This is a genomic window from uncultured Roseivirga sp. (assembly GCF_963973945.1).
In the GTDB taxonomy this organism is placed as follows: Bacteria; Bacteroidota; Bacteroidia; order Cytophagales; family Cyclobacteriaceae; genus Roseivirga.
In genome coordinates, this window is sequence record NZ_CAXBBV010000001.1 from 511171 (window position 1) to 535134 (window position 23964).

The 23964-nt window shown below is 41.2% G+C and carries 20 protein-coding genes; 11 read left to right on the forward strand and 9 right to left on the reverse strand.

Going from position 1 to position 23964, the window contains the following annotated elements:
- Positions 1–36: 36 nt before the first annotated feature.
- Both AAC026_RS02340 and AAC026_RS02345 read right to left on the reverse strand, forming a co-directional pair.
- Positions 37–801, reverse strand: a complete 765-nt coding sequence (locus tag AAC026_RS02340) for a type III pantothenate kinase (RefSeq protein WP_339694765.1) — start codon at positions 799–801, stop codon at positions 37–39.
- Positions 802–844: 43 nt separating this feature from the next.
- Positions 845–2545 (reverse strand): amidase, encoded by a 1701-nt coding sequence (locus AAC026_RS02345; protein WP_339694767.1) that lies wholly within the window; start codon positions 2543–2545, stop codon positions 845–847.
- An 82-nt stretch (positions 2546–2627) separates the two neighbouring features.
- Here AAC026_RS02345 and AAC026_RS02350 point away from each other — a divergent pair, with 82 nt between their 5' ends.
- Together AAC026_RS02350 and AAC026_RS02355 are read left to right on the forward strand one after the other, a co-directional pair.
- Positions 2628–3038 carry a hypothetical protein gene (locus AAC026_RS02350; RefSeq protein WP_339694769.1) on the forward strand — a complete coding sequence of 137 codons (411 nt, stop codon included), beginning with the start codon at positions 2628–2630 and terminating at the stop codon, positions 3036–3038.
- 44 nt (positions 3039–3082) lie between these two features.
- Complete coding sequence (locus AAC026_RS02355; protein WP_339694771.1) at positions 3083–3532, forward strand: DinB family protein; 450 nt, start codon at positions 3083–3085, stop codon at positions 3530–3532.
- Here AAC026_RS02355 and AAC026_RS02360 read toward each other — a convergent pair.
- The gene (locus tag AAC026_RS02360; RefSeq protein WP_339694773.1) at positions 3529–5097 is read right to left on the reverse strand and encodes a DUF5723 family protein; all 1569 of its coding nucleotides are present in this window, start codon (positions 5095–5097) and stop codon (positions 3529–3531) included. The two genes, AAC026_RS02355 and AAC026_RS02360, sit on opposite strands and share 4 nt — an antisense overlap.
- 463 nt (positions 5098–5560) lie before the next feature.
- On the opposite strand from AAC026_RS02360, the gene AAC026_RS02365 reads away from it, so the two are divergent.
- The 3 genes from AAC026_RS02365 to AAC026_RS02375 all read left to right on the forward strand — a co-directional run bounded on the left by AAC026_RS02365 (position 5561) and on the right by AAC026_RS02375 (position 11071).
- Complete coding sequence (locus AAC026_RS02365; RefSeq protein WP_339694775.1) at positions 5561–7099, forward strand: S41 family peptidase; 1539 nt, start codon at positions 5561–5563, stop codon at positions 7097–7099.
- A gap of 78 nt (positions 7100–7177) precedes the next feature.
- Positions 7178–9991 (forward strand): DNA polymerase I, encoded by a 2814-nt coding sequence (gene polA / locus AAC026_RS02370; protein ID WP_339694777.1) that lies wholly within the window; start codon positions 7178–7180, stop codon positions 9989–9991.
- Between the two features lie 132 nt (positions 9992–10123).
- A complete protein-coding gene (locus tag AAC026_RS02375; protein WP_339694779.1) occupies positions 10124–11071 on the forward strand; it encodes a pyridoxal-phosphate dependent enzyme in 948 nt (315 codons plus the stop codon).
- Positions 11072–11077: 6 nt separating this feature from the next.
- Here the strand turns inward: AAC026_RS02375 and AAC026_RS02380 are convergent, their stop codons facing one another.
- Positions 11078–11746, reverse strand: coding sequence for a LytTR family DNA-binding domain-containing protein (locus tag AAC026_RS02380; protein ID WP_339606152.1), 669 nt, complete (start codon positions 11744–11746; stop codon positions 11078–11080).
- Entirely contained in the window at positions 11743–13266 is a 1524-nt protein-coding gene (locus tag AAC026_RS02385; RefSeq protein WP_339694780.1) for a histidine kinase, read from the reverse strand. Before AAC026_RS02385 ends, AAC026_RS02380 begins: the two co-directional genes overlap by 4 nt.
- A gap of 136 nt (positions 13267–13402) precedes the next feature.
- Between AAC026_RS02385 and AAC026_RS02390 the strand changes: the two genes are divergently transcribed.
- From AAC026_RS02390 to AAC026_RS02405, 4 genes are read left to right on the forward strand one after another with little or no spacing between them, the layout of a single operon-like run.
- Positions 13403–13819, forward strand: a complete 417-nt coding sequence (locus AAC026_RS02390) for a VOC family protein (protein ID WP_339694782.1) — start codon at positions 13403–13405, stop codon at positions 13817–13819.
- The gene (locus AAC026_RS02395; RefSeq protein WP_339694784.1) at positions 13816–15078 is read left to right on the forward strand and encodes an amidohydrolase family protein; all 1263 of its coding nucleotides are present in this window, start codon (positions 13816–13818) and stop codon (positions 15076–15078) included. Before AAC026_RS02390 ends, AAC026_RS02395 begins: the two co-directional genes overlap by 4 nt.
- The gene (locus AAC026_RS02400; RefSeq protein WP_339694786.1) at positions 15078–15812 is read left to right on the forward strand and encodes a DJ-1/PfpI family protein; all 735 of its coding nucleotides are present in this window, start codon (positions 15078–15080) and stop codon (positions 15810–15812) included. The genes AAC026_RS02395 and AAC026_RS02400 overlap by 1 nt, the downstream gene beginning before the upstream one ends.
- A complete protein-coding gene (locus AAC026_RS02405; protein ID WP_339694788.1) occupies positions 15809–17524 on the forward strand; it encodes a tetratricopeptide repeat protein in 1716 nt (571 codons plus the stop codon). The genes AAC026_RS02400 and AAC026_RS02405 overlap by 4 nt, the downstream gene beginning before the upstream one ends.
- Here AAC026_RS02405 and AAC026_RS02410 read toward each other — a convergent pair.
- From AAC026_RS02410 to AAC026_RS02420, 3 genes are read right to left on the reverse strand one after another with little or no spacing between them, the layout of a single operon-like run.
- Positions 17521–18216 (reverse strand): ABC transporter ATP-binding protein, encoded by a 696-nt coding sequence (locus AAC026_RS02410; RefSeq protein ID WP_339694790.1) that lies wholly within the window; start codon positions 18214–18216, stop codon positions 17521–17523. The two genes, AAC026_RS02405 and AAC026_RS02410, sit on opposite strands and share 4 nt — an antisense overlap.
- Before the next feature lie 9 nt (positions 18217–18225).
- Complete coding sequence (locus AAC026_RS02415; protein ID WP_339694791.1) at positions 18226–19698, reverse strand: DUF5687 family protein; 1473 nt, start codon at positions 19696–19698, stop codon at positions 18226–18228.
- A gap of 4 nt (positions 19699–19702) precedes the next feature.
- A complete protein-coding gene (locus AAC026_RS02420) occupies positions 19703–20602 on the reverse strand; it encodes a M28 family peptidase (RefSeq protein WP_339606160.1) in 900 nt (299 codons plus the stop codon).
- Positions 20603–20791: 189 nt separating this feature from the next.
- On the opposite strand from AAC026_RS02420, the gene AAC026_RS02425 reads away from it, so the two are divergent.
- Both AAC026_RS02425 and AAC026_RS02430 read left to right on the forward strand, forming a co-directional pair.
- A complete protein-coding gene (locus tag AAC026_RS02425) occupies positions 20792–21739 on the forward strand; it encodes a hypothetical protein (RefSeq protein ID WP_339694792.1) in 948 nt (315 codons plus the stop codon).
- Between the two features lie 92 nt (positions 21740–21831).
- On the forward strand, positions 21832–23358 hold the full coding sequence (locus AAC026_RS02430; RefSeq protein WP_339606162.1) for a M20/M25/M40 family metallo-hydrolase: 1527 nt from the start codon (positions 21832–21834) through the stop codon (positions 23356–23358).
- A 70-nt stretch (positions 23359–23428) separates the two neighbouring features.
- Here AAC026_RS02430 and yjjX read toward each other — a convergent pair whose 3' ends face one another.
- Positions 23429–23959, reverse strand: coding sequence for an inosine/xanthosine triphosphatase (gene yjjX, locus AAC026_RS02435; RefSeq protein WP_339694794.1), 531 nt, complete (start codon positions 23957–23959; stop codon positions 23429–23431).
- Between the last annotated feature and the right edge of the window lie 5 nt (positions 23960–23964).

Consider the following 23964-nt stretch of genomic DNA (forward strand, 5'->3'; position numbering starts at 1 on the left):
GGTCTTAGGCCTCGCTGAGACCACATCTGATCATATTCACTTCAAACGCTCATGAATCAACCTTAAACCATCAAGCGTAAGGTGGCGGTTTACTTCGTCAAAGCGATCGTGGAGCGGGGTAAGCACGGAAGAAAGACCTCCTGTGGCTACTACTTTGAAATTTCTACCCATCTCTTTTTGAATTCTATCGAGCATTCCCTCCACCATGCTTACATAGCCCCAAAGCACACCTGCTTGTATGGCATGCACCGTGTTTTTCCCTATCACGGAGGTGGGTAATTCCAAAGGCACATCTGGCAATTGTGCCGTATTTCCAACCAAAGCTTTAATGGCTGTTTTTAAGCCCGGAGCAATATTTACCCCGTGAATATTACCCGAAGCCTCCACCACCGTAAAGGTGAGGGCAGTGCCAAAATCCACCACAATACAATCGGTTTTATAAAGGCAATGGGCCGCCATAGCATTGGCCATTAAGTCCGTGCCAATGCTGTGGGGGTTGCTGGTAATAATGGGCAATTGATCGTAATATTTCGGCCCAATAAATACATGCTCGCATTCAATTAAATTCGACCAGAACTCAGCCAAAATGCCATTCATTTGTGGCACTACGGATGAAATAATGATGCCGTCAACATCGCTCAATTTGAGGTCGTTTTCCAGAAAATTAAGACGCAAAAACACCTCATATTCGATCTGATTTTTTATAGGGAGCGTATTAAATCGCCACTCGTGAATCCACGCGTTTCCATCATGAATTCCGAAAACAATATTGGTATTCCCTGCATCAATGGCTAAGAGCATTTTCTCAATTTTTAAGCATCAAATTATAAACCCAAATAACTCTCTACTTTTTCACAAACAGAGGTGGGTTCTCTTCATCAAAACCCGTGGCTTCTTGATAAGCCCGAGCCACTGCTAAAATCGTGGCTTCGTCATACAAGTTCCCAATAAACGAAATACTGGTTGGACTTCCGTTTTGGTTATAGCCATTTTTCATCACCACAGCCGGATGCCCCGTGAGGTTGGTTGTCGAAAGCTGGTTATTCCCTGAACTCGGGCTGATAATCACATCATAATCCTTCATCAGTTCATTCACTTTTTGCATCACTTCATAGCGCACACGATTGGCGTTAATGTAATCTACCGCAGTAATAAAACGCGCTTCGCGGAAGGAGTTTGGCCATGCGCCTGAGTTCTGTCGTACCAAAAGGCTGTCTCGGTTAGAGCGTGTCAGTTCATCAAAAGCGGCAGCAGCCTCGGCCGAAAGAATGTTCAACATTCCTCCAAAAGGCAGGTCAGAAACCCATTCTACGGGTTTTAAATCTGCGCCCAACTTTGTCAACTCGTCCAGCACCTGCTGATCGTTTTTCTTCTGAGTTTCGTTTCGGGTATTATCGAAATAAGACTTGAGGTAGCCCACTCTTAGTTTCGATAAATCCGCTTTTCCATTATAATTGAAAGGGGCATCTTGTACCGAAAGGTCAATTCCATCCGAGCCTCGAATGACCTCAAAAACCAAAGCGCAATCGAAGGCATTTCGGGCAATTGGACCAATCTTGTCCATGCTCCAGCTAAGTGCCATCGCACCGGCTTTGCTCACTCGACCAAAAGTAGGTCGAAGGCCAGTCACTCCATTTCGGGTAGAAGGCGAAACAATAGAACCCAGGGTTTCTGTACCCAAAGCAAAAGGCACCAACCCAGCCGAAGTTGCCGAAGCCGAGCCGGCTGAAGATCCGCTTGCACCTTGTTCTAAATTCCAAGGGTTTTTGGTAGTTCCCCCATACCAAACATCGCCCATGGCCAAAGCGCCTAGAGTAAGTTTAGCGACTAAAACTGCTCCAGCATCATCCAATTTTTTAATTACGGTGGCCAATTCATCGCCACGATCTTGGTCCTTATAAGGCCCAGCTCCCCAAGTAGTTTTATAACCCGGAACAGCAAGTAAATCCTTCGCTCCGTAAGGAATGCCGTGCAACGGACCCAAATAAGTGCCTTTCGCCAATAAATCATCCGCCTTTTTGGCCTGCGCTAAAGCGCGGTCTTTGGTAATGGTAATAACGGCCTCTAGCGTTCCACCATGTTTTTCTAATCTATCGAGAAAGAATTCAGTAAGTTCAACTGAACTGATTTTCTTGTTTTTAATCAGAGAGGAAAGTTGCGCCACGGTATAAAAAGCCAAGTCGTTTTTATCCTTTGGCATTTCTACCTTATTCGGCAAAAGCCATTCAATTTTCTTTTGAGCCGGAAAATTCGTTTTCCCAATATTTGGGTTGAATAAAACGGCTGGTGGAGTGGCATTATCTAGTGGATATTCGTGCAGTTCGCGCACATCTGCCAAACCCCTGTTCAGGTTAGGAAGTAGCTGTTCAATTTCAGCATCAGTCAGTTGCAGGTCAATTATTTTTTGAGCCGACTGAACATCGGCCTTTTCGATTTTGATTTCTTGAGCTACTTTGTAGCCCATTACAAAACCAGAAGAAACCAATAGTACCGCCAATAAAGCGGCAATCGGAATTCTGAACTTACGGGGATTTGGCTGTTTCATAGGTTTAATTTAAATGTTTTGCCGTCCTTTGCAGAACAATAACAAAGCTAACAATCTGCTAAGGTTTTAAGTTATGAAAACGATGGAAACACAACAAGCTCTATTCCCTAACTGGATGCGCGGATTTCTACTGATCGCCTGCGTTTACAATATGTTTTGGGGCATTTTCATTGCCTGGTTTCCCGAAAGCTTTTACCATTGGGTAACGGAAAGCCAAAATTCCACACCAGAAATTCTTATTTGGCAGGGTCGAGCAGTGTTAGTTTTGGGCTTCGTTTATTTCGCAACAGCACTTCACCCTGGAAGGCTTTGGTACTTAGCCCTTGTTGGAGCACTTACTAAAATTGGGGGTGCCATATGGTTTTATACTGTGATTTTAGAAGGAAAAGTTGGCGACCAAGGCTTGTTTCATTTAATAATGAATGATGGAATTTGGATTCCTTTCCTTATTGCGATTGCCATAAAAGGCAAGGCTTACAAGGCCAGTAAGTAGCTGAATTTTAATTGTTTCTGTTGTGAGTTTTAAATTTGAAAAACATGAAAGAACGTTTTACCAGACTTTTCGAATACAACATTTGGGCGAATAATCTTTTTGCCGATGTGATCAAATCAAACACCTATGAAAACGATAAAATCACTAAGCTTTTCCACCACATTGGAAACGCCCAACTGATTTGGCTCAACAGAATTACGCACACTGAAGAAAACGTTCCAGAAGTTTGGACTGAAGGAAGCTCAATTGAGGCCATTGAACTGGTAAAACGAAGCAGCCAAAGGTGGTTAGATTTCATCTATTCTCAAGAAGAATATGAAGATGTAATTGAGTACAAAAACTCAAAAGGTGATGCTTACGAAACTCGTATTTCTGATATTCTGACCCATGTAGCAAACCACGGAACACACCACAGAGGCCAGTTGGCTACTTTGCTTCGCCAAGAAGATATCGACCCTCCAGTAAGTGATTTTATTTTTTACGTAAGGGCTTAAAAGAAAATCCACTTCTTCCTTTTATAAATCGGAGTGCGCTTGGTGTTGGTCATTGAAGTTCCGCGAGATGGCCCAAAGCAATAAGGTTTTTTGGCATTGGCTTTAAGCTGATTGATATTGATGCTGAAGAAGAAGCTGCCTGTATTAGGCTCACTGCTCAAAAGCGAACCCAGACTTTGAGTCCCCAATGTAATTGGCCCATAACGAGCCGCCAACCCCAAATGAAAAGCGCCTTGTTGATTGATGTACAATGGTGCATAAATAGCTTTCTTTTCCTTTTCCCAACGAGGGGAAATGGTAAGGCTATGTTGGTAATTAAGTCGATAATCGGCTTTAGAAAGACTGGTTAGATCAATTCTGGCGAAAGCGCCCAAGTAATAGTCGTTTCCGAAATTGTAGTCATAACCAAGGTTGAGTGTGGTGGGTAAACTCACGGTATACTCTCCATTTAGGGAAGAAGTTTGGGCTACGGTTGCCAAGCTATCGGCAACTCCTCTAAAACTGGCGATTCCGCTAAAAAGCGTGTCTAAATTCTCTGCATTCACATTGCCCAGTAAGCCCGTACTTTGTGTTGAAGCGCTTCCATATTGAAACTTCATCATTCCAATATCCGTGATGCTGGCGCTCAGTTTAAATTCATAATCAATATCCCTGTTTCGGTTTGTACCATTCTCATCTTTTGACGCTTCCCAATATGACACTCTTTCGTACACTACGCCAAAGTCAAACCCAAAATGGTTGCCTATTAAATCAGGCAAACGATCCAGTTTTTCAGTACCATCAAATTGCTCAAAGCTGTTGAGGTTAGCAGAATAACCGAAGGCCAATTCGGCATTCGTCAAATCAGTATTGCCGGAGTTATCGGTAGAGTAACTAATGTCTTGAATATCCAAAAAAGCACTTCCTCTTGGGTTGATCAGCTTAAAGGTAGCTCCAGCTTTCCAGCGATGAAAACCATCATCCTTTAAAATTTTGGCGTAAGTAAGTCCATATTCTCTCCAAAGGGCTGTCGCAAATTTTCCTGATTGATTGGTGGCTTGACTGTTCAAAAACTGAGGTTGCGTAAACCTTCCCATTTGGGTGATAAACTCTGGGCTGAAATCAATGGCACTTCCATGTGCGCGCATCCGATAGGTAAAACCTACCGACTCGTCACCTCGTAAGGTGGCCATTCCTGAGATTCCCCCTAAAGCAATATTTGAGTGTAAAAACCTTTGGCCATCATTCAAGTACCGAACAAAACCACGACTGGTTTCTGTACTTTTTATGTAGGCAATGTTATTGGTGAGAAAGTAATTGGCATTCACCAAACTGATGTCATACTTGTATGGAGAACCCGCCAAGTTTGCAGGCTGAAGCTGCGCTCCAATAATCCCAGAAAAATCGGAATGCATGTATCCATTAAAGCTTTGACCCATAATAAGTTGGGGCAACAAAAGCGTCAGAAAAGCAAGTGTAAATCGCAAAATGGAACCAAAATTTCTTTGAAGCACTGAAATTACGCCAATTTCTAAGAAATATTTTAACCATTCTGTGTTTTCCGTAAAAACCACAAAATCAGCCACATATACGAGTCAAACACCACTATTGCCAAATAATCTATCTAACAACTCAACATGTGCAAAACAATAATATGTGTCTGTACATTTTAATTATCTGTGAAATCCGTAAAATTGTATTCAAACAACATCATTAATTGTATGAAAAGCATTTTTCTGTATATTTGTATTACTTTCAACAAGCACCTCGCGGTAATTCTCCGCTTATTACATTCCCCAGATTACTGAACCAAACATCAATCGAACTAACGTAATACGTTTTTCAACCAATCCGTATTGCTCATTCCTATCCCCTGCTACACAGGGTGTGTTAGGTGTTACACCTAGTTTCTAGAGGTAATGCCGAAATATTGGAATTCGTAAATCGCCAAAAGAGCCGATAAGGCTTAAGCCGATCTTCAATTCGTTAAGCATCAAGGTGCTAGAATTGATTTCCAATCATTCATCCTGATGGCCAAAACAGGAACGAATGATAAGAAATACGGCAATAAAGGTTCTAAAAAGCACATTCGCGATTATCGCTCTGATGATCTTGAGTCTGTCTGCCTTTGCCAACAATGGTTTCGATCATGTCTTTTCTAAACAACAAGCTACCCAAGACCTTTCTTTCTATTTTAAACTAATTGACGAGCAACACGGAAATCCGTACGCCTACATTTCAAGAGCAGAGTTCAAGCAGCTTGTAGATGCAAATATCAACAGCCTACCAGAAAGCATTACTTACCAACACTTCTCAAGCTTAGTTGTTGAGCTGAACCAAAAACTGAGATGTGGCCATACTGCAGTATCCATAGACACTCAAATTTTGAAAACGGCTACTGAAAAGAGTGACTTCTTCCCATATCCTGTTTCGATAATTGATAATGAAATTTATATCGACTTCGAAGGAGGAACATTACCATTAGGCAGTAAAATAGTTTCTATTAACGGAATTACTTCCCAACAACTGGTGAAAGAACTCACTGCCCTAACTGTAACTGACGGATACATTGAAACTAAAAAGTACAGAGAAGTAGAACAGAAATTCGGTTACTATTTCTTCCTTAAATATGGTGCTTCACCTGAGTTCAATGTTGATTCTAATTTAAATGGAAAAACAAGCACCACCGCTGTTCAAGGCATTCCTGGTAATCAAATGATGGCGAACAACTACATGCGCCCTGTTTACCAAACAAACGAAAGATACATTCACTTTACTCATGTGGATGCAATTGACTCCCTTCAAACCTTAGTTCTTACCCTAAACACTTTCCAAGCCAGTCCGGAATGGTTTTTCCAGAAAATTTATGATCAATACTCTGCTGCCTCTAAGGGCGCAGGCGTCAAAAATTTGGTGCTCGACCTTAGAAATAATGAAGGTGGCGACCGTAGACTTTTGAATTTTCTTTACAAAATGATCGCTGGTACTGACTTGGTAGACCCATCTTCAACTTCTACGAGAAGCCTTAAAATCACACACGAAGATCAGTTAATGGGCATCAATGGCGCTGTAGGTTCCGAAGAAGTGGTTGCAAATGCAGAACAATACTTAGAAAAGTATTTTACCTCTAACGCCAAAGGTGAATTTGTAAACGATACGCAAAACTGGCACGAAGAATTTGAACTAGGGTTCGATTTAAAAGATCTCAAATTCGAAGGTCAAGTGTATGTGCTTACTTCAGGAAAGACTTTTTCTGCCGCTGCCGATTTCGCTAGAATTTTAGGTCAATTAGACAATGTTATTCTTGTTGGGGAAGAAACTGGAGGTGCAAACGCTGGCAGAACAGCCAATATGCTTTTGAATTATAGCTTACCAAATTCAGCCTTAATGGTTCAAGTGCCTGTAATCTCAGAAACCTTCCAGAATAAAGGAGACAAAAATGAAAAAGGTCGTGGGGTGTTTCCTGATTTCACGGTTAAGAAAACCTATGCAGACTTAATCAATAAGCAAGATGCGGTTTTCAATTTCACGCTCGACCTAATTGCTCATAAACCTAATTTGGTGGCCAGCACTTCTTTAGGTCAGTAAATTGTTCACCCAGCTTTTTAGCACATAATTAATCAAAATTCTGTTTCCCTAAGTACTCGGATTACTTACCTTTATTGAATGAGTAAACCCGAAAAAACACTCTTCCTTCTGGACGCCATGGCATTGATTTATCGTGCCCACTTTGCCTTCAGTAAAAACCCAAGAATTAGTTCAAAAGGATTAAACACAGGAGCCGCTTTTGGTTTCACCAATAGTCTTTTCGAAATTATTGATAAGAAAAAGCCCTCGCACATTGCAGTGGCCTTCGATACCCCAGCCCCAACTTTTAGGCATGTGGATTACCCTCTCTACAAAGCCAACCGCGATGCACAACCTGAGGATATCCGTGTTGCTATTCCTTTGGTAAAAGACATCGTTCGCGCTTTCAATATTCCTGTTTTGGAACTGGATGGTTATGAGGCCGATGATGTAATTGGCACTTTTGCTAAAAAAGCTTCTACCGAAGGTTTTGAAGTTTTTATGATGACCCCAGACAAGGATTATGGGCAATTGGTGGAAGAACATGTTTACCTCTACAAACCTGCTTTTATGGGCAACGGGGTAGATATTATGGGAATTCCAGAAGTGTTGGCCAAATGGGATGTGGAACGAATTGATCAAGTAATAGACATGCTTGGTCTGCAAGGAGATTCGGTAGATAACATTCCTGGAATACCAGGCGTAGGCCCAAAAACGGCTTCAAAACTATTGAAGGATTATGATACGGTTGAGGGTATTATAGCGCATTCGCATGAGCTAAAAGGAAAACTAAAAGAAAGAGTTGAAGAGTTTGCCGCCCAAGGCTTGCAATCGAAAGAACTGGCCAGAATTTGCACCACGGTGCCCATTGATTTTGATTCCTCTACCATGGAATATCAAGGGCCAAACAAGGAAAAACTAACAGAGATTTTTGAAGAGCTAGAATTCCGTACCACTTTGAAACGGATTTTGGGAGAAACCACTGCTACTCCAACGGCTTCAAAGCCCAAAGCTTCTGCCTCCTCTTCTCAAATGGGGCTTTTTGGTGATACCATGCCTACCCTTTCAAACGGACCTGATGCGCCTGCCGCATCAGAGAAAGGCAACTTAGCCAACACCGAGCACGATTACCATTTGATTGATACGCCTCAAAAAAGAAAGCGACTGATCAAGTATTTGATGGTGCAAAAAGAGCTTTGCTTCGATACGGAAACTGACAATTTAGAACCGATTGAAGCCAATATGGTTGGGCTGGCCTTTTCATACAAAAAAGGGGAAGCTTATTACGTGCCTACCCCACAAGACCGCGAAGAGGCGAAAGCCATTATTGAGGAATTCAGACCTGTTTTTGAAAATGAAACTATTCTGAAGATTGCTCAAAACGCGAAATACGATATTCAGATCTTGAAGAATTACGGTGTAGAAGTCAAAGGGCCAATCTTCGATACCATGATTGCCCATTATTTGATCGACCCAGACACGCGCCATAATATGGATGTGCTGGCTGAAAATTACCTTAGTTACAGCCCTGTTTCAATTACCGAGCTTATTGGTAAAAAAGGAGTAAAGCAAGGCAACATGAAAGATGTTGATATTCACAAAGTAGCCGAATACGCGGGTGAAGATGCCGACATCACCTTCCAGCTAAAACAGGTTTTTGCTCCGATGATGGAAGAAAACAAAGTGACCAAGCTTTTTGATGAAGTGGAAATTCCTTTGGTAAACGTATTGGCCGACATTGAATACAATGGCGTAAAAATCGATACAGATGCCTTAGCCGCTATGTCGAAAGAACTGGAAGAAGAAAGCCTAAAAGCCCAAACTCAAATCTTTGAATTGGCAGGTGTCGAGTTCAATATTGCATCACCAAAACAGTTGGGCGAAATACTTTTCGATCAGATGAAGCTGATTGAAAAACCGAAGAAAACTAAAACGGGTCAGTATGCTACGGGCGAAGATATACTTTCGAAACTGGCGGTAGAGCATGACATTGCGCGCATCATTTTGGAGTTCAGGGAGTACCAAAAACTGAAATCCACTTATGTAGATGCGCTTCCAAAAATGATCAGTCCGATTGATGGTTTGGTGCACACCGATTACCGTCAGGCGGTGGCGGCTACAGGGCGTTTGAGCTCCAATAACCCCAACCTCCAAAACATTCCAATCCGAACTGAAAAAGGACGTGAAATCAGAAAGGCATTTATTCCTCGTTCCGAAGATCATATCCTTTTGGCTGCGGATTACTCGCAAATAGAACTGCGCATTGTAGCGGCTTTTGCCGAAGATGAAAGTATGATGGATGCCTTTAAAAATGGGCGAGACATTCACTCCACTACCGCCTCCAAAGTATTTGGCGTTTCCTTGGAAGAAGTGGATCGCGACATGAGGCGAAAAGCCAAAGAAGTAAACTTCGGTTTGATCTATGGTATTTCAGCTTTTGGCTTAGCGCAGAACATTGGCATTTCCCGTACGGAAGCCCAGCAGATTATCACGGCTTATTTCAACGAATTTCCTGGCGTGAAAAAATACATGGATGCCCAAGTGAACAAAGCGCGCGAGTTTACTTACGTAGAAACCATTTTAGGCCGAAGAAGGTACTTGCGCGACATTCACTCTAAAAACATGGTGGGCCGTGGTCATGCAGAGCGAAACGCTATTAATGCCCCCATTCAGGGCAGTGCTGCGGACATGATCAAAGTGGCCATGATCAGCATCCACGATTGGATGAAGAAAGAAAAGCTTCAGTCAAAAATGATTATGCAGGTGCATGATGAACTCGTTTTCGATGTGTACAAACCCGAGCTTGAGCTGATGAAAGAGCGAATTCCTGCTTTAATGAAATCGGCCATTGAGCTTTCTGTGCCTATGGAAGTAGAAATAGGTGTGGGCGACAACTGGCTGAAAGCGCACTAATAGTCTGAGTTGAGTCTGTTTATTTTACTCAACCCTCCAAAAGTTCAGATACAGAGGTCAGCTGTTTTTAATAAATTATGAGCATATCAAAGCATCAACTTTTGGAGGGTTTTTACCATATTTAAAACCACTATGGAATTACCAATCAGTTTAGCACAGCTTCACGAAGCACACGAACGCATCAAGCCGTTCATTCATCGCACACCGATTCTTACCTCAGAAAGCATCAATGCCATTGTGGGTTGCGAGGTGTATTTCAAATGCGAAAACCTTCAAAAGATTGGAGCCTTTAAAGCGCGTGGAGGATTGAATGCTGTGCTTTCTCTTTCCGAAGAACAAAGGGCCAAAGGTGTGGTAACGCATAGTTCGGGAAACCACGCACAGGCCATGGCCATGGCAGCCAAAACCTGCGGTATTCCTGCTTACATTGTAATGCCCAACACCGCACCAGAGGTAAAGAAGAAAGCAGTGGCGGGCTATGGTGCAGAAATTACCTTTTCTGAACCCACCCAAGCCGCTCGTGAAGCAGCCGCCAATACCATTATGGAAGCAACAGGAGCTACTTATGTTTCTCCTTATAACGATAATAAAGTCATCGAAGGGCAAGGCACTGCAGCCATAGAGTTGATGGAAGACCAGCCTGATTTGGAAGTTTTGATGACGCCCGTGGGTGGTGGTGGCCTCTTGGCTGGAACCGCCTTGGCCGCTCATTATTTAAAGCCAGCACTCAAAATTTATGCTGGCGAACCCGAGGGCGCCATGGACACTTTTCTTTCCATGCAAAAAGGTGAAATTGTGCCCAATACAACCACAAACACCATTGCCGATGGACTTTTGGTGACCGTAGGCGATAAAAATTTTGCCATTATTCAGAAATTGGTGGACGGTATTTTAGTGGTGAACGACCAAGAAATAGCCCATGCCATGGGCTTGATTTGGGAACGAATGAAAATTGTGGTGGAGCCTTCTGGGGCTGTGCCTTTTGCCGCCCTATTAAAGTACAAAGCCCAGTTTGCTGGCCAAAAAGTAGGCATCATTATCAGTGGTGGAAATGTTGATTTAGGGAAGTTGCCTTTTTAACTACCATTAAGAAATAGCCTCCACCAACAATTGATAGTAAATGGAGCTAATGGGAATCACTTCCTTGCCGATGCTTAACTGGTGCTTTTCTATTTTATTGATAAAGGCCCTATTGACCAAAAAGGAACGATGGGTTTTTAAAAAACCCTGCGGTAGAAGGACGTCTTCAGCTTGCTGCATTGTCATTCGGCTGAGGACTTGTTCGCTTTCCGTCACAAACTTTACATAGTTGCCTTCCGCCTTGGCATATTTGATTTGCGCTATTTCAAGTCGCACGTATTCATAACCCGTTTTCAGAAAAAGATGCTGATCGTTCTTTTGTTCCAGTCGGTCGCTGGCCTTGTTCACCGCCTTTAAAAACCTTCCAAAATCGAAGGGTTTAAGCAGGTAATCTACGGTTTGAAAATCATAACTCTCTAGCGCATATTCCTGGTATGCCGTGGTGAAAATGACCAAAGGTGCTTTTGAAAGGCTTTTCAGAAAATCCATTCCAGAGATGTCCGGCATTTTTACATCCAAAAACAGCAAGTCAACCGAATTGGTTTTTAGGAATTCAAGGGCTTGATAGGCATTGGTAAAGCTCGCTTTCAATTCCAAAAACGGAATTTTATTGGCGTGGCTTTCGATAATGTCCAGCGCAATCGGTTCGTCATCTATGGCAATGGCTCTGATCATATCAAGGTGATTTTAATGTTGGCCTCAAAGCTGTCTTCCGTTTCATAAATTTGAAATAAGTGTTTTTCAGGATAAAGAATGCCCAAACGCTTTCTCACATTCTCCAGCCCAATTCCCGACTTCCCTTTTTCAGGATCTTCCGCATGTTTGTGAACACTGTTTTGCACATTCAAATGCACCTCTTCCGCATTACAAGTTAGTTTAATTTTTACCCAAGAGGGTTTTTGAAAACTGACCCCATGTTTAAAAGCATTTTCAACAAAAGGAATGAGTACCATAGGAGTAATTTCTCCTTCGCAACCTTCCGATACATCTACTTCCAATTGAAAATGATCCTTCTGTGAAATCCTCAAAGTTTGAAGTTCGATGTAATTACGGAGGTAGTCAATTTCCTTCTGCAAAGGAATTTTCTCAGCGTGGTTTTCGTGGAGCATAAAACGCATCATCTCACTAAGCTGCTGCACCGCATGGGCCGTTTTTGGGCTATCCTCTTTCAGCGCCAAACCATACACCGTATTTAAAGAGTTAAACAAAAAGTGCGGGTTGATTTGAGATTTAAGGAGGGAGAGTTCGGATGTTTTTTCTTCTATGTTCCCATGCAACTTCAGGGCAGCTTTCACCTTTTTTGCATTCAATTGAAAATAAGCCAAAGTCGTAAGTATTACGATTAAGAGTGCTGCGAGAAAAAAAAGGAGTGAGGGGGCAATTGCACTCTCCAGCCATATTTGCGCAAAAGACAGATTAAGCTCGAATGAAAAATAGAATAAACCAAAAATGCCATATGATGCAATCAATGATCTAGAAACCTTGTCTAGCAAATTATCAGAGCGTATTCTCCCATTTTCTACAAAAGCATCAATTATGACGCGTGAAGTCAGTGTAAGAAGTGCGGATATAAGGAGAAGTCTAGGGGATAAATAGAGAAAATCACTGCTCAAGTTTAGCGTATACTGTAATATTGCAATTGTAATAATAAGATGAAGTGCAAATAAAGTAATCCAAAACCTCTCGTCTAAAGCTTTTAAACTAGGAGTTTTAGACTTTGGATCTATTATTTTCTCTACCTCTCCAATTAAACAGGATAAACAGATTGCCAAAAAGCTATTAACAGATAACCGTATAAACAAGAGCTTGAAAAGAGATATAGAAGAGGTGCTTATAATTTTGAGATAATAATTAGGGTCAAATGTATTTACTAAAAAGGCTATTAATAGACCAATAATGATGGAGGCAGTTATTGAAATGGGTAGTGATAAATACCAGATGTTTCTTCTATTTATCATGTCGAAGAAGAACCTCCGAGAACAAAGAATAATCAATAAGTAAAAAACGTATTCGACAATTTTTTGGATTTTGAAATTTAGAAGTTGTGCGTTCGCGGCCTCCTCGCTTCCTAACACCTCCAACGCTTTCGTATAAAGTTGGCCATGATAAATAAGGTTGAGTTGCCCAATTTTAGTAGCGAAAAAAGCTGTTAGTACAACCAACATAAACACTCTAAAAATATAAATCCTGTTCATCTTTTTTCTTCAATGATACTAGCCTGTGCCCTCCTCAAAAAATAAATGTGACCAAAGCCCAAAACAATGTGACGGAATATAATCTATTCTTGCAAGCCAATAGATAATTAAGCATTTTGCTGTAAATATTAATACTATGAACACTCCTTTTCATTTGGCCTTTCCCGTAAAGGACATCGAATCTACCCGATCTTTCTTTGGCGACTTGCTGGGTTGCGAAATTGGTCGCTCTACGGATAAATGGATCGACTTTAATTTCTTTGGCCATCAATTGAGTGCACATGTAAAGCCCGAAGAACTGGCCCAAGTGCATGCTAATATTGTAGATGGTAAAAATGTACCTGTCCGCCACTTCGGAGCTATTTTAGAATGGAGCCAATGGCACACATTAGCCGACAAGCTTAAAGCCCACGGAATAGAATTTGTGATTGAACCTTACATCCGTTTCGAAGGTCAAGTAGGCGAACAAGCCACGATGTTCTTTCTCGACCCCAGTGGAAATGCTTTAGAATTCAAGGCCTTTAAAGACACAAGCCAAATTTTTGCTAAATGAGAAAACTCACTGGCTTACTTTCGGCAGCACTCATTTCTCTTTCAGTTTTCAGCCTTAAAGCGCAAGACGACTTTCTTTTCAAACCCAAACAGGTTTTTGATGGAAAAGAAACCCATTCCAATTGGGTGGTGGCAGTAAAAGGCAACCGAATTACTTACGTTGGAGCCAAGTACGCTGGCCAAGCCAACGAGGTGATTGAGTTGAAAAACCAAACCCTATTGCCAGGCTTAATCGAAGGGCACTCACATATTTTATTGCACCCTTATAATGAAGTGTCTTGGAACGACCAAGTGCTTAAAGAATCCATTGCAGAACGTTCAGCCAGGGCGGTAAACCATTTGAAGGCTTCATTAATGGCTGGTATTACCACCATGCGCGATTTAGGTTCTGAAGGAGCGGGTTATGCCGATGTAGGCATGAAACAGGCTGTAGAAAAAGGAGTCATTCCTGGGCCACGACTTTTAGTGGCAGGCAAGGCCATTGTGGCGACAGGCAGTTACGGCCCAAAGGGTTTTCATGAAGGAGTAGAAGTGCCGCTCGGTGCCGAAACTGCCGATGGTTTTGATGACCTCATTCGGGTTACGCGTGATCAAATAGGGCATGGAGCCGATTTTATTAAGGTATATGCCGATTACCGTTGGGGGCCAAACGGCACGGCCGAGGCTACCTTTACTGTAACTGAGTTAAAAACCATTGTAGAAATTGCTGAATCCAGCGGACGCTATGTGGTAGCACATGCTTCTTCGGAAGAAGGGATGCGCAGGGCCGTTGAAGCAGGAGTAGAAACTATTGAGCATGGCGATGGCGCCACTCCAGAAATTTTTAAAATGATGAAGGCAAAGGGTGTAGCCTTCTGCCCAACGCTAGCTGCTGGCGATGCCATTACTGAATATGGCGGTTGGAAAAGGGGTGTTGACCCAGAACCCGCCCGCATAACAGCCAAAAGGAAAAGCTTTAAAATGGCATTAGATTCAGGGGTAAAAATGGTTTTTGGTGGCGATGTGGGGGTTTTTTCGCATGGCGAAAACGTTAGAGAGTTGGAGATGATGGTAGAGTACGGTATGAATACCGAAGCGGCTCTCATTTCCGCCACTTCGGCCAATGCTGAACAATTTCACCTCAACCAACTTGGCCAAATTAAGGCAGGGTTTCTGGCCGATATTATAGCCGTTCAAGGCGATCCCTCCACAGACATTACTTCACTTAGAAAAGTGAGTTTGGTAATGAAGGATGGGAAAATTTATAAAAACGAAAATTAATGAAAAAGCTACTTTCTGTACTCTGTATTATCCTCATGGTGGCCTGTCAAGCACCACAAGAAACCCAACAAGTTGCACAGACAACTAAAGAGGTTTTCAAACCAGAGAACAAACCCACCAAAGAACTGAATGTAGCTTTTCTGGCTATCAACGGAGTGTATAATTCCGAGCTGATGGCACCTTTCGATATTTTTCAGCATACCATTTTTCATACAGAAAAAGGAATGAAGCCCTTTATCGTCTCTCCCACCAAAGAAGTGATTACAACTTTTGAAGGCATTCGTATTTTACCCGATTACGATTTTGATGATGTACCCAATATTGACATTCTCGTGGTTCCCAGTGCCGAAAACAACATGGGCTCAGATTTGGAAGACGAACGCCTGATCAACTTTGTGAAGGAAAAAGGGGGGAACGCCATGTACATTATGTCCTTATGCGATGGTGCATTTATTCTGGCCAAAGCGGGTCTTTTAGATGAAGTAAAGTCTACCACCTTCCCTAGCGACATTGACCAATTCAGACAGACCTTTCCTGATTTAGATATTTATGAAAACGTCAGCTTTGTACATGACGGAAAAGCAATTACCTCATCGGGTGGCGCCAAGTCTTACGACCCAGCCTTGTACTTAGTAGAATTTTTATACGGCAAAAAAGCAGCCGATGGCGTAGCAGGCGGCTTGGTTATCGATTGGAATGTAGGTGAAGTTAAATCCATTACCCCAGAAAAATGAATGAAGCAATCTTGGCCCAGCAGCGTTTAATGCAGGCCATTCAAAATTATCAAACTGGCGATTTAGATGCTGCCGAAAAAGAGCTTCGCGCACTGCAAAGTAAATTTCCAAAGTCAGATCAGATTTTGAGCCTTTTAGGCACAGTACTTTATGCCAAAAAGAAATATAAGGATTCGTTCCGTTCTTATCAGGAAGCCTTAAAGATCAATCCCAATAATGAGGATGCGCTGATTAATATTGGAACGGTTGAAAAAGCAAGAGGTAAGCTCGATATCGCGATTGAATTAATGAATACCGCTCTAAAAAAACTACCTACTAGGGCCGACATCTATTATAACCTTGGCACTGTCTATTTAGAGAAAAAGGATTTGATTAAGGCAGAGGCTACTTTTAAAAAGTGTGTTCAAATAGATTCACGTATTTTTCAAGCGGAAATTCAGCTTGTAAGTATCTACAAAGAGCAAAATGAACTTGAAAAAGCTGAAGCAACCCTTAGAAGTGTTCTTGAAAAACAATACTCACCTGAGTTAGAAGAAAGTTTAAAGGAGATTGTGGAATTAAGGGGTGGACAGTTTACAGTGCAACCAAAACCTACCAAATCAGAAGAGAAAATGGTTGTCGCAGAACAGCCCTACACTAAAGAATCTAGTCCAGAAGAAGCACTAGGCATAAATGATAATGATATTCAAGGGTTAATGGACATGGCTGGCTACCTTCAGGAAAGGTATAAGTTTGCCGAAGCCGAAAAATATTTTATTAAAGTTTTAAACAAGGTTCCGAACCATAAAGAAGCCCAAAAAAGCCTTCGAAAACTACGCTCATATAAAATCCCTGGCTGGCATTTCGATATGTTGGAAGATACTGCTCGGAATGATGCTTATCAGGTAGCTATTGAAAGCGCACTGAAGAAAAAGCCCAATGCGCGCGTACTCGACATTGGAACTGGCTCTGGCTTACTGGCCATGATGGCCGCCAGAGCAGGGGCTGCGGAGGTGGTAGCTTGTGAAATGCACACCGAATTAGCGGGAGTGGCCAAAGAAATTGTTAAAGCCAATGGCTATGCCGATAAAATCAAAGTCATTAATAAAAAGTCCAGTGACTTAGTGAAGGGTGTAGATTTCACTGAGAAATTTGACCTCGTAGTTTCTGAAATTTTGGATTGTGGTGGTTTGGGCGAAGGTGTCGTGCCAACGCTTCGACATGCAAAAAAAGCATTGATAAAAACCAGTGGTATCATGCTTCCGGCTGGTATCAAGCTTTATGGTCAATTGATTGAAATTCCCAAAAGGTATTTGGTTAATCCTATCAAACAAATCTCAGGTTTCGACCTAAGTGCTTTTGATCAGTTTAGACCTTTAGAGGAGTACAGCCGCATTTTCTTAGGCAGAGAAGAACATACCGCCCTAACCGAACCTTTCTTTATTCGTCAATATGATTTTCTTGATTTACCTGAAATGGGGCCTTCGCAAGAAGATACGGATAGAAAAGAGGTGAAAATTACTTCGAACGGAAACATTCAGGCCATTGCTTTTTGGTTCGACCTTAAAATGGATGATGAAGAAACATATTCCTCTGGCCCTAAAGGCGAAATGGTACACTGGGGACAAGCAATTTATTTCTTTGGAGAACAAAAAGCCGTAAGCTCTGGTGATAGCCAATCGTTACAAGTAATTGCCTCTGACAGTATGCTTAAATTTAGGTTAGATGATTAAGCCGTAAAGTAGTCTTCCAAATCCTTTAAAGTAGTTTCGCTGGTTTGAATATCCTTCTGAACCTTGCCCTTTTCAAGCAAAACAATGCGTTCGCAAACTTCTGTAACGTGGTTTAAGTCGTGGCTAGAAATGAGTAAGGTTACATCCTTTTCTTCTTTCAGCTTTTTGAGAATTACCTTTAAGCGAATTTGAGTAGTAGGGTCAAGGTTAGCAAAAGGCTCATCCAATAAAATGATTTCAGGATTTCCCATTAGCGCAGCCACAATGCCTACTTTCTTTTGGTTTCCCTTAGAGAGGTCGCGGATGTACTTTTTCTTCCCTCTGATTTCATCGTTAAATAAATCATCAAACTGGTTTAAGAACTCTTGTAAATCGCCTTTGGAGTAATTGTGCAATGAGGCAATAAATTCGAAATATTCATCCGGAGTTAAGTAGTCAATCAGAAAGGACTCATCTAAAAATGAACCTGTATAGTATTTCCAATCTTCGTTATTCTGAACGTTTTCGCCCTTAGAAAGTACTTCACCTGTGGTAGGCCTAATCAGGTCTAAAATCATTCTGAAGAAGGTAGTTTTGCCCGCTCCGTTATTCCCAACCAAGCCATAGCTTTCGCCTTTGGTAATGTGCATTTCAGGAATATTGACAACCTCAACTCCTTTATAACTTTTTGAAAGTGTTTTTACGTCAATCATCTTAATGGTTTATTGGGATCTAAAACTGGCAGCAAACTTATGTCTTCGGCTAATGAAAAATTGGGTAAGGGCATTCAGCATTTTATCGCGGAACAGGAAGCCAATAAGGCCCGCCAAACCTGTTAGAAACAGCCCTAAATTTTCGTAACCGAGTATTAAAAATGGAGCGTAAAGTATGTAAGGCAAAATCATCATGGGAATCATAATGAGGAATTGTGCAGCGCCCACTCCTTCATAATTAAAGGCAGCTCCTTTATTCAAATCAATCTTTTTGGGGTTGAACATGGCCAACCGCATTACAGCAAATACATTTAAACCAATGTTAAACAGATAAGCAGCAAGGTTGATCAAAACTATTTTCCAACCGAAATAACCATAGGCCAGCGACACCACAAACGCGATAGTGGAAGTAGCCACAAACAACCAGTATTTTGATTCTATAAATTGTCTGAAACTGACCCTTCTGGTCAGGATAAAATCGAAGTAGCCACTTTCCCAACTCAGTAAAAACTGCCCATGATTGATAAAGAAAATTCCTGTAATAAATACCCCCGCAAACATGAAGATAAACTGCATTTCTTGGTAGGCATCGTTAGTATAAAAAAAGAGACCATAGAGCAACAAAAAACCGCTCATGATCAATGTGTTTCTTGGGCGTTTGTGTCGTAAAATCAATTTTAATTCAAGCTGAATTAGCTCACCAATTCTTCCGTATTGTTTTAAGAAACCGAAATCTCCAGTAACCTTTTCTTTCTTCCTTATGGCCAACTCTTCTGGGTAGGTATTCTTTACCAAAAAGCTGTAGTTGAGCCTGTAAAACACAAAGGCCAATACTACAGGAATAGCGCCCAAGGCTGGCTCTTCTACAATAAAACCAAAAACAGCAGAGGATAAACTTGAGAATGAAACAACATTGAAGTAATCGAGTGCTGCAAGAGCCGCTAGAAAAACAATCAGACCAATGAAGAGATTGGGTATATCGTTCATCTTCTTTTTAAAGAGGATGACCACAAAATGCAGCGTAATGGAAAGACCTACAATTGAAGCCAACCAACCCAATGCACTTACAGCACCATAATCGGCACCAACGCGCATCAGCGAAAATGGTAGAAAAAGCAAAACAGCCAAAAGGTTGAAAGCGCTGAAAAGGCTCTTTCTGAACATAAAATGGATGATCTTACCCTTTTTAATAGGTAAATGCAGGTAAGGTTGAATTTCTAAAACAGGCACGTTCTGTAAAAAGAACCTGAGCATAAACTCAACCAGAAAATAGTAAAGAATAAAGCCGTTGATGAATACTAGCGGGTCATTGTCTGGAAAAAACTCCCTCACCAGCTTGTCCATGGCCACACCTGCAATCAATACATAGCCCAGCATCATTAGGGCAGCAAAGCCCAAGAAAATGTTAGTCAGTAAGCTCTTTGCCCAAACGGGCGAACGAAATTCCTTTTTCCAAATGTGCGAAATAAGCTGACTGATCATTGACTTAGTTTAGGTTTTTATCTAGTTCGATAATGGAATAAAGTACTGCATGAGCCGCTTTGATATAGAAGGCTTTGTTCACATTCTCAAATTCATCAGAACCTTTATGGTAGTGTTCGTGATCTTCTACTCCAAAATAGAGGAAGGGAATATTGTTCTTATGAAAAACCCCATGATCGGACTGCATGGTCCAATCGTCTTTACCCAAATCTGGAGAATCATGACCAAAAAGTAATTTCAAAGGTGGCACCTCTACCTTCTCTAAAATGGATTTGAATTTAGGGTAGAAGTGTGTTCCTGCTACATAAAGCTCATTTTTATCATTGATACTGATCATATCCATATTAATGTTCAGTATAATATTATCGATAGGAATGGTTGGGTCATTGAAAATGGCCTTGGCTCCTTGAAGCCCCATTTCTTCACCGTCTAAAGCGGCAAAAACTAAGGTGTGTCTTGGTTTATTGCTTTTAAAGTACTCCATCATGGCAAGCATGGCCGCTACTCCAGATGCGTTATCGTCTGCACCATTAAATACTTCGCCATTAATTACCCCAACGTGGTCATAATGTGCAGTAATTATAAAAGCAGAATCAGACTCTCCTTTAATATAACTAATGATGTTTTCGCCTTTTACGGTGTCGCCTCGGCTAATAAATGTAAATGGATGGCGGTAGCCTTTCACTAAGCTTTTTGGGTTTACGGCATCCATTTGTTTAATAATAAACTGGCGGGCTGCCTCAGCTCCCTTGGTTCCTGTCTTTCTACCTTCAGCGGCATCGTGAGAAAGTTTTCTCAAATCTTCCAGCATAAATTCGGTATCCAAATCATTTTGGGAATAGGCGCTAATTGGCGCACCAACAAATAAGACAATAAGGGCAAGGTTGAGGATATGCTTTTTCATTTTTATTTGGTTAAGTTCGAACGAAAATGAATCGAACATTCAATATTTCGGCTCTTTTCATGTTAAACTTAGTGAATTGAATAGTAAGTTTTGAAGGTCATAATATATAATTTTCTTTTCCTGCTTTTACTTAGCGTTTCACCACTGAATGCTCAGGGTACGAATGCTTCTCTATTTGAACTGCTTCATATGAACGAAGCATATGATCCACCTCAAGATATTCTAAGTACTAAATCAATTGTGCTAATGGATGTACCAAAGGGCATGTTGGTGGAGGAAAGGTTAAAAATAGCGGATGAGTTACAAATGTTTTTTGCCGAAGTAGGGATTGATGCCTCTGCGTATTTTCAAACGAACAGTTTTAGCTCGGTAAGCGGAATGCAGGAACAAATTCCAGATTTTATTCTAAAGCGTGATATTAAAAATCTCATCTTCCTTACCGTTCTTAACCCCGAGAATGACTTTATATTAGGAATGGGGCCATTTAATGGTAAAAATCATTTCTACGATAAAGGAGCTACATTTTGGGTAAGAAGAACGAGTGATTTAAAAACTGTTTTTAGCGAATTGACTACAAGGCTAAAAAGCGATGCATTTCCAAAAGAAAACCTACTTCTGAGTAATTCAGCAGAGTTTTTTGAGCCTACCGTTTCTGGCTTTAAGCAAGCGTATGTTACTTTACCAAAAGATTTTGAAGGAAAGAAAATTGCCATTCCTACAATCAATACCAACCCTTTTTCTCAACCAGGTCCACAAGCCTTAAACATAGAAGCCATTCTATCGGCCACTTCGTATAAAAATGAGCTCACTAACAGAATGAGTGCATTTACAGCTTTGGCAGCAAAAGACTCCACCCTATTTCAAATCATAAACGTAGAGAACAAAACGGATGCGGATTTAAGACGCGCTAGAGTAGATTATGTGCTTCACTATATTGAGGCCAACGCCCAAAATGTTTACACTTTTTTACCCTTCGAAAAGCGTGAAGAAAACAAGAAAGGAGTTTTAGTAAAGTTCTTTTTACGCGATACCCGAACCAATATTGCTTACTTAGGAAGTGAGTGGGATGCTAAAGAAAATTGGAATGAAGCTTTAAATTCATTTATGGCTCAGATTAACAATATGACGGGTAAATAACCCGATTGAACACATTATTGTCCACCAGTATATTTTCGAAAGATTTTAAAACTGCGATTGGCTACCTTCCTACCCAATTAAAAACTTAAAAAATGAGGATATCAGCAGTATTAGGGTTTCTATTTTTAGGGCTGCAAGCACTAGCTCAGAACACCCAAGTAGATTATGAATCAATCTACAAAATCAAAGACGAAGGATTCAACAACAGCCAAGTAATGGACATTGCTTGGAATTTAACAGACAGAATTGGCCCAAGACTTACTGGTTCTGAAGGCTTGAAAAAGGCTTACGACTGGACGTCTCAAATGTATAAAGACTGGGGTTTAACCAATGTTAAGGTTGAAGCATGGGGCGATTTCGGTCCAGGATGGGAAGTAGACAAAAACTACATTGCCATGACTGTTCCTTACTACCAAGCCATGATTGCAATTCCAAAAGCATGGACTCCTGGTACTGGAAAAGAAATTACCGCAGAAGTAGTTTATGTTGAAGTAAATTCTGAGGAAGATTTAGCCAAATACAAAGGCAACCTAAAAGGTAAAGTGGTATTAATGCCAACTACAATTAATGCTGAAAACGGTTATGAAGCCGATGCACGTAGACATACTGAGGAAGATTTAGAAGGACTCACCAAAGTTACTGTAAGAGGTGGCGGAGGAGGAGGAAACTTCAGCGCAAGTAGAATGTCTGAATTCCGTAGAGCTTCTAACCTAAGAAGAGCAGCCTATACTATGTTGAAAGAAGAAGGTGTTTCAATGATCTTGAACACTAGCCGTGGAGGCGGACAAGGTACTTTCTTCACTTCAAACGGATCTAGAAATGATGACAGCGCCCTTCCAGAAATGGAAATGGCTCCTGAGCATTATAACAGAATGGTTCGTTTGCTTCAGAAAGGCGAAAAAGTAATGATTGAAGCAGAAACCAAAACTCGCTTCTTAAAGAATGACACCAAAGGATACAATGTATTGGGTGAAATTCAAGGCTCAGATGCCAAGTTGAAAAATGAAGTGGTTATGATTGGTGCTCACCTTGATTCTTGGTTTGCTGGAACGGGTGCTACTGATAACGCTGCTGGTTCTGCAGTTATGATGGAAGCCATGAGAATCTTAAAAACCTCAGGTGTAAAACTAAAAAGAACAGTAAGAATTGGTCTTTGGAGTGGTGAAGAGCAAGGTATTTTCGGATCAAGAAACTATGCTCAAAATACTTTCATGACTGATAAAAAGCCGAACAGTGCTCACCAAAACTTCTCAGCTTATTATAACATGGACAACGGAACTGGTGCTATTAGAGGAATTTACCTACAAGGTAACGAAGCTACTAAAGGCCTTTTCGAAGAATGGTTCAAGCCTTTCCATGATATAGGAGCAAGCACTATTACAGTTAACAACACAGGAGGTACTGACCACCTTGCGTTTGACGGTATTGGCTTACCTGGTTTCCAGTTTATTCAAGACCCAATCGCTTATAGCACAAGAACTCACCATACCAATATGGATGTGTTTGAGGCTTTAGAAGAGGTTGACTTGAAAAAGAACGCAGTAATTATTGCCGCTTTGGTAATGCAAACTGCTAACATGGATGCTAAAATGCCTAGAAAACCGAAAGAGTTTAAATAAGCGGTATTAGATTTAGAGATAGTAAAAGGCCTTGTCTGTAATAGATAGGGCCTTTTACTTTGGAGTTCTGTCAGTAAAGTTGGGGATTAATGAAAGGAATAAGCGCCAATATTATGGCCGGCCTATAATATTCCGCTCTGTCAATCAGGTCATGTGTAAGAATGCCTACCGCACCGTTAGACTGCTTTGAGTTAGATCGCTTAAACACCAAATCGTCTGCCACTCCCAATTCTATTCCTTGATGAATGAGCTCCGAAATTTTTGGTGGTAATGTAAAAGTGGCTGTTCTTGCTTCTCCTTGTCTATGTCTAGAAATGATACTAATCCATGCAAATGCGAGCATTTCTCCTTCTTCTGTTTCTGCAATTCCTCCTTCTATTCCTACCCAGTAATCTGCTTTGGAACTGGCAAGCTTTGCATTCTTAGCTCTATTTCTCGCTCCTTCAAGGGTTTCTGAATCGGTCATTGGTTGATCCGACACATTGGAGGGAACGCTTATTCCCGTAAAGGCAATTGATTCATTTTTGAATACTTCTGTAAATGCCAGCTCTGTGCATTTAATTTTTACTGGGTTTTGAGAAGCTATAACAACGTTAATCATTCTTA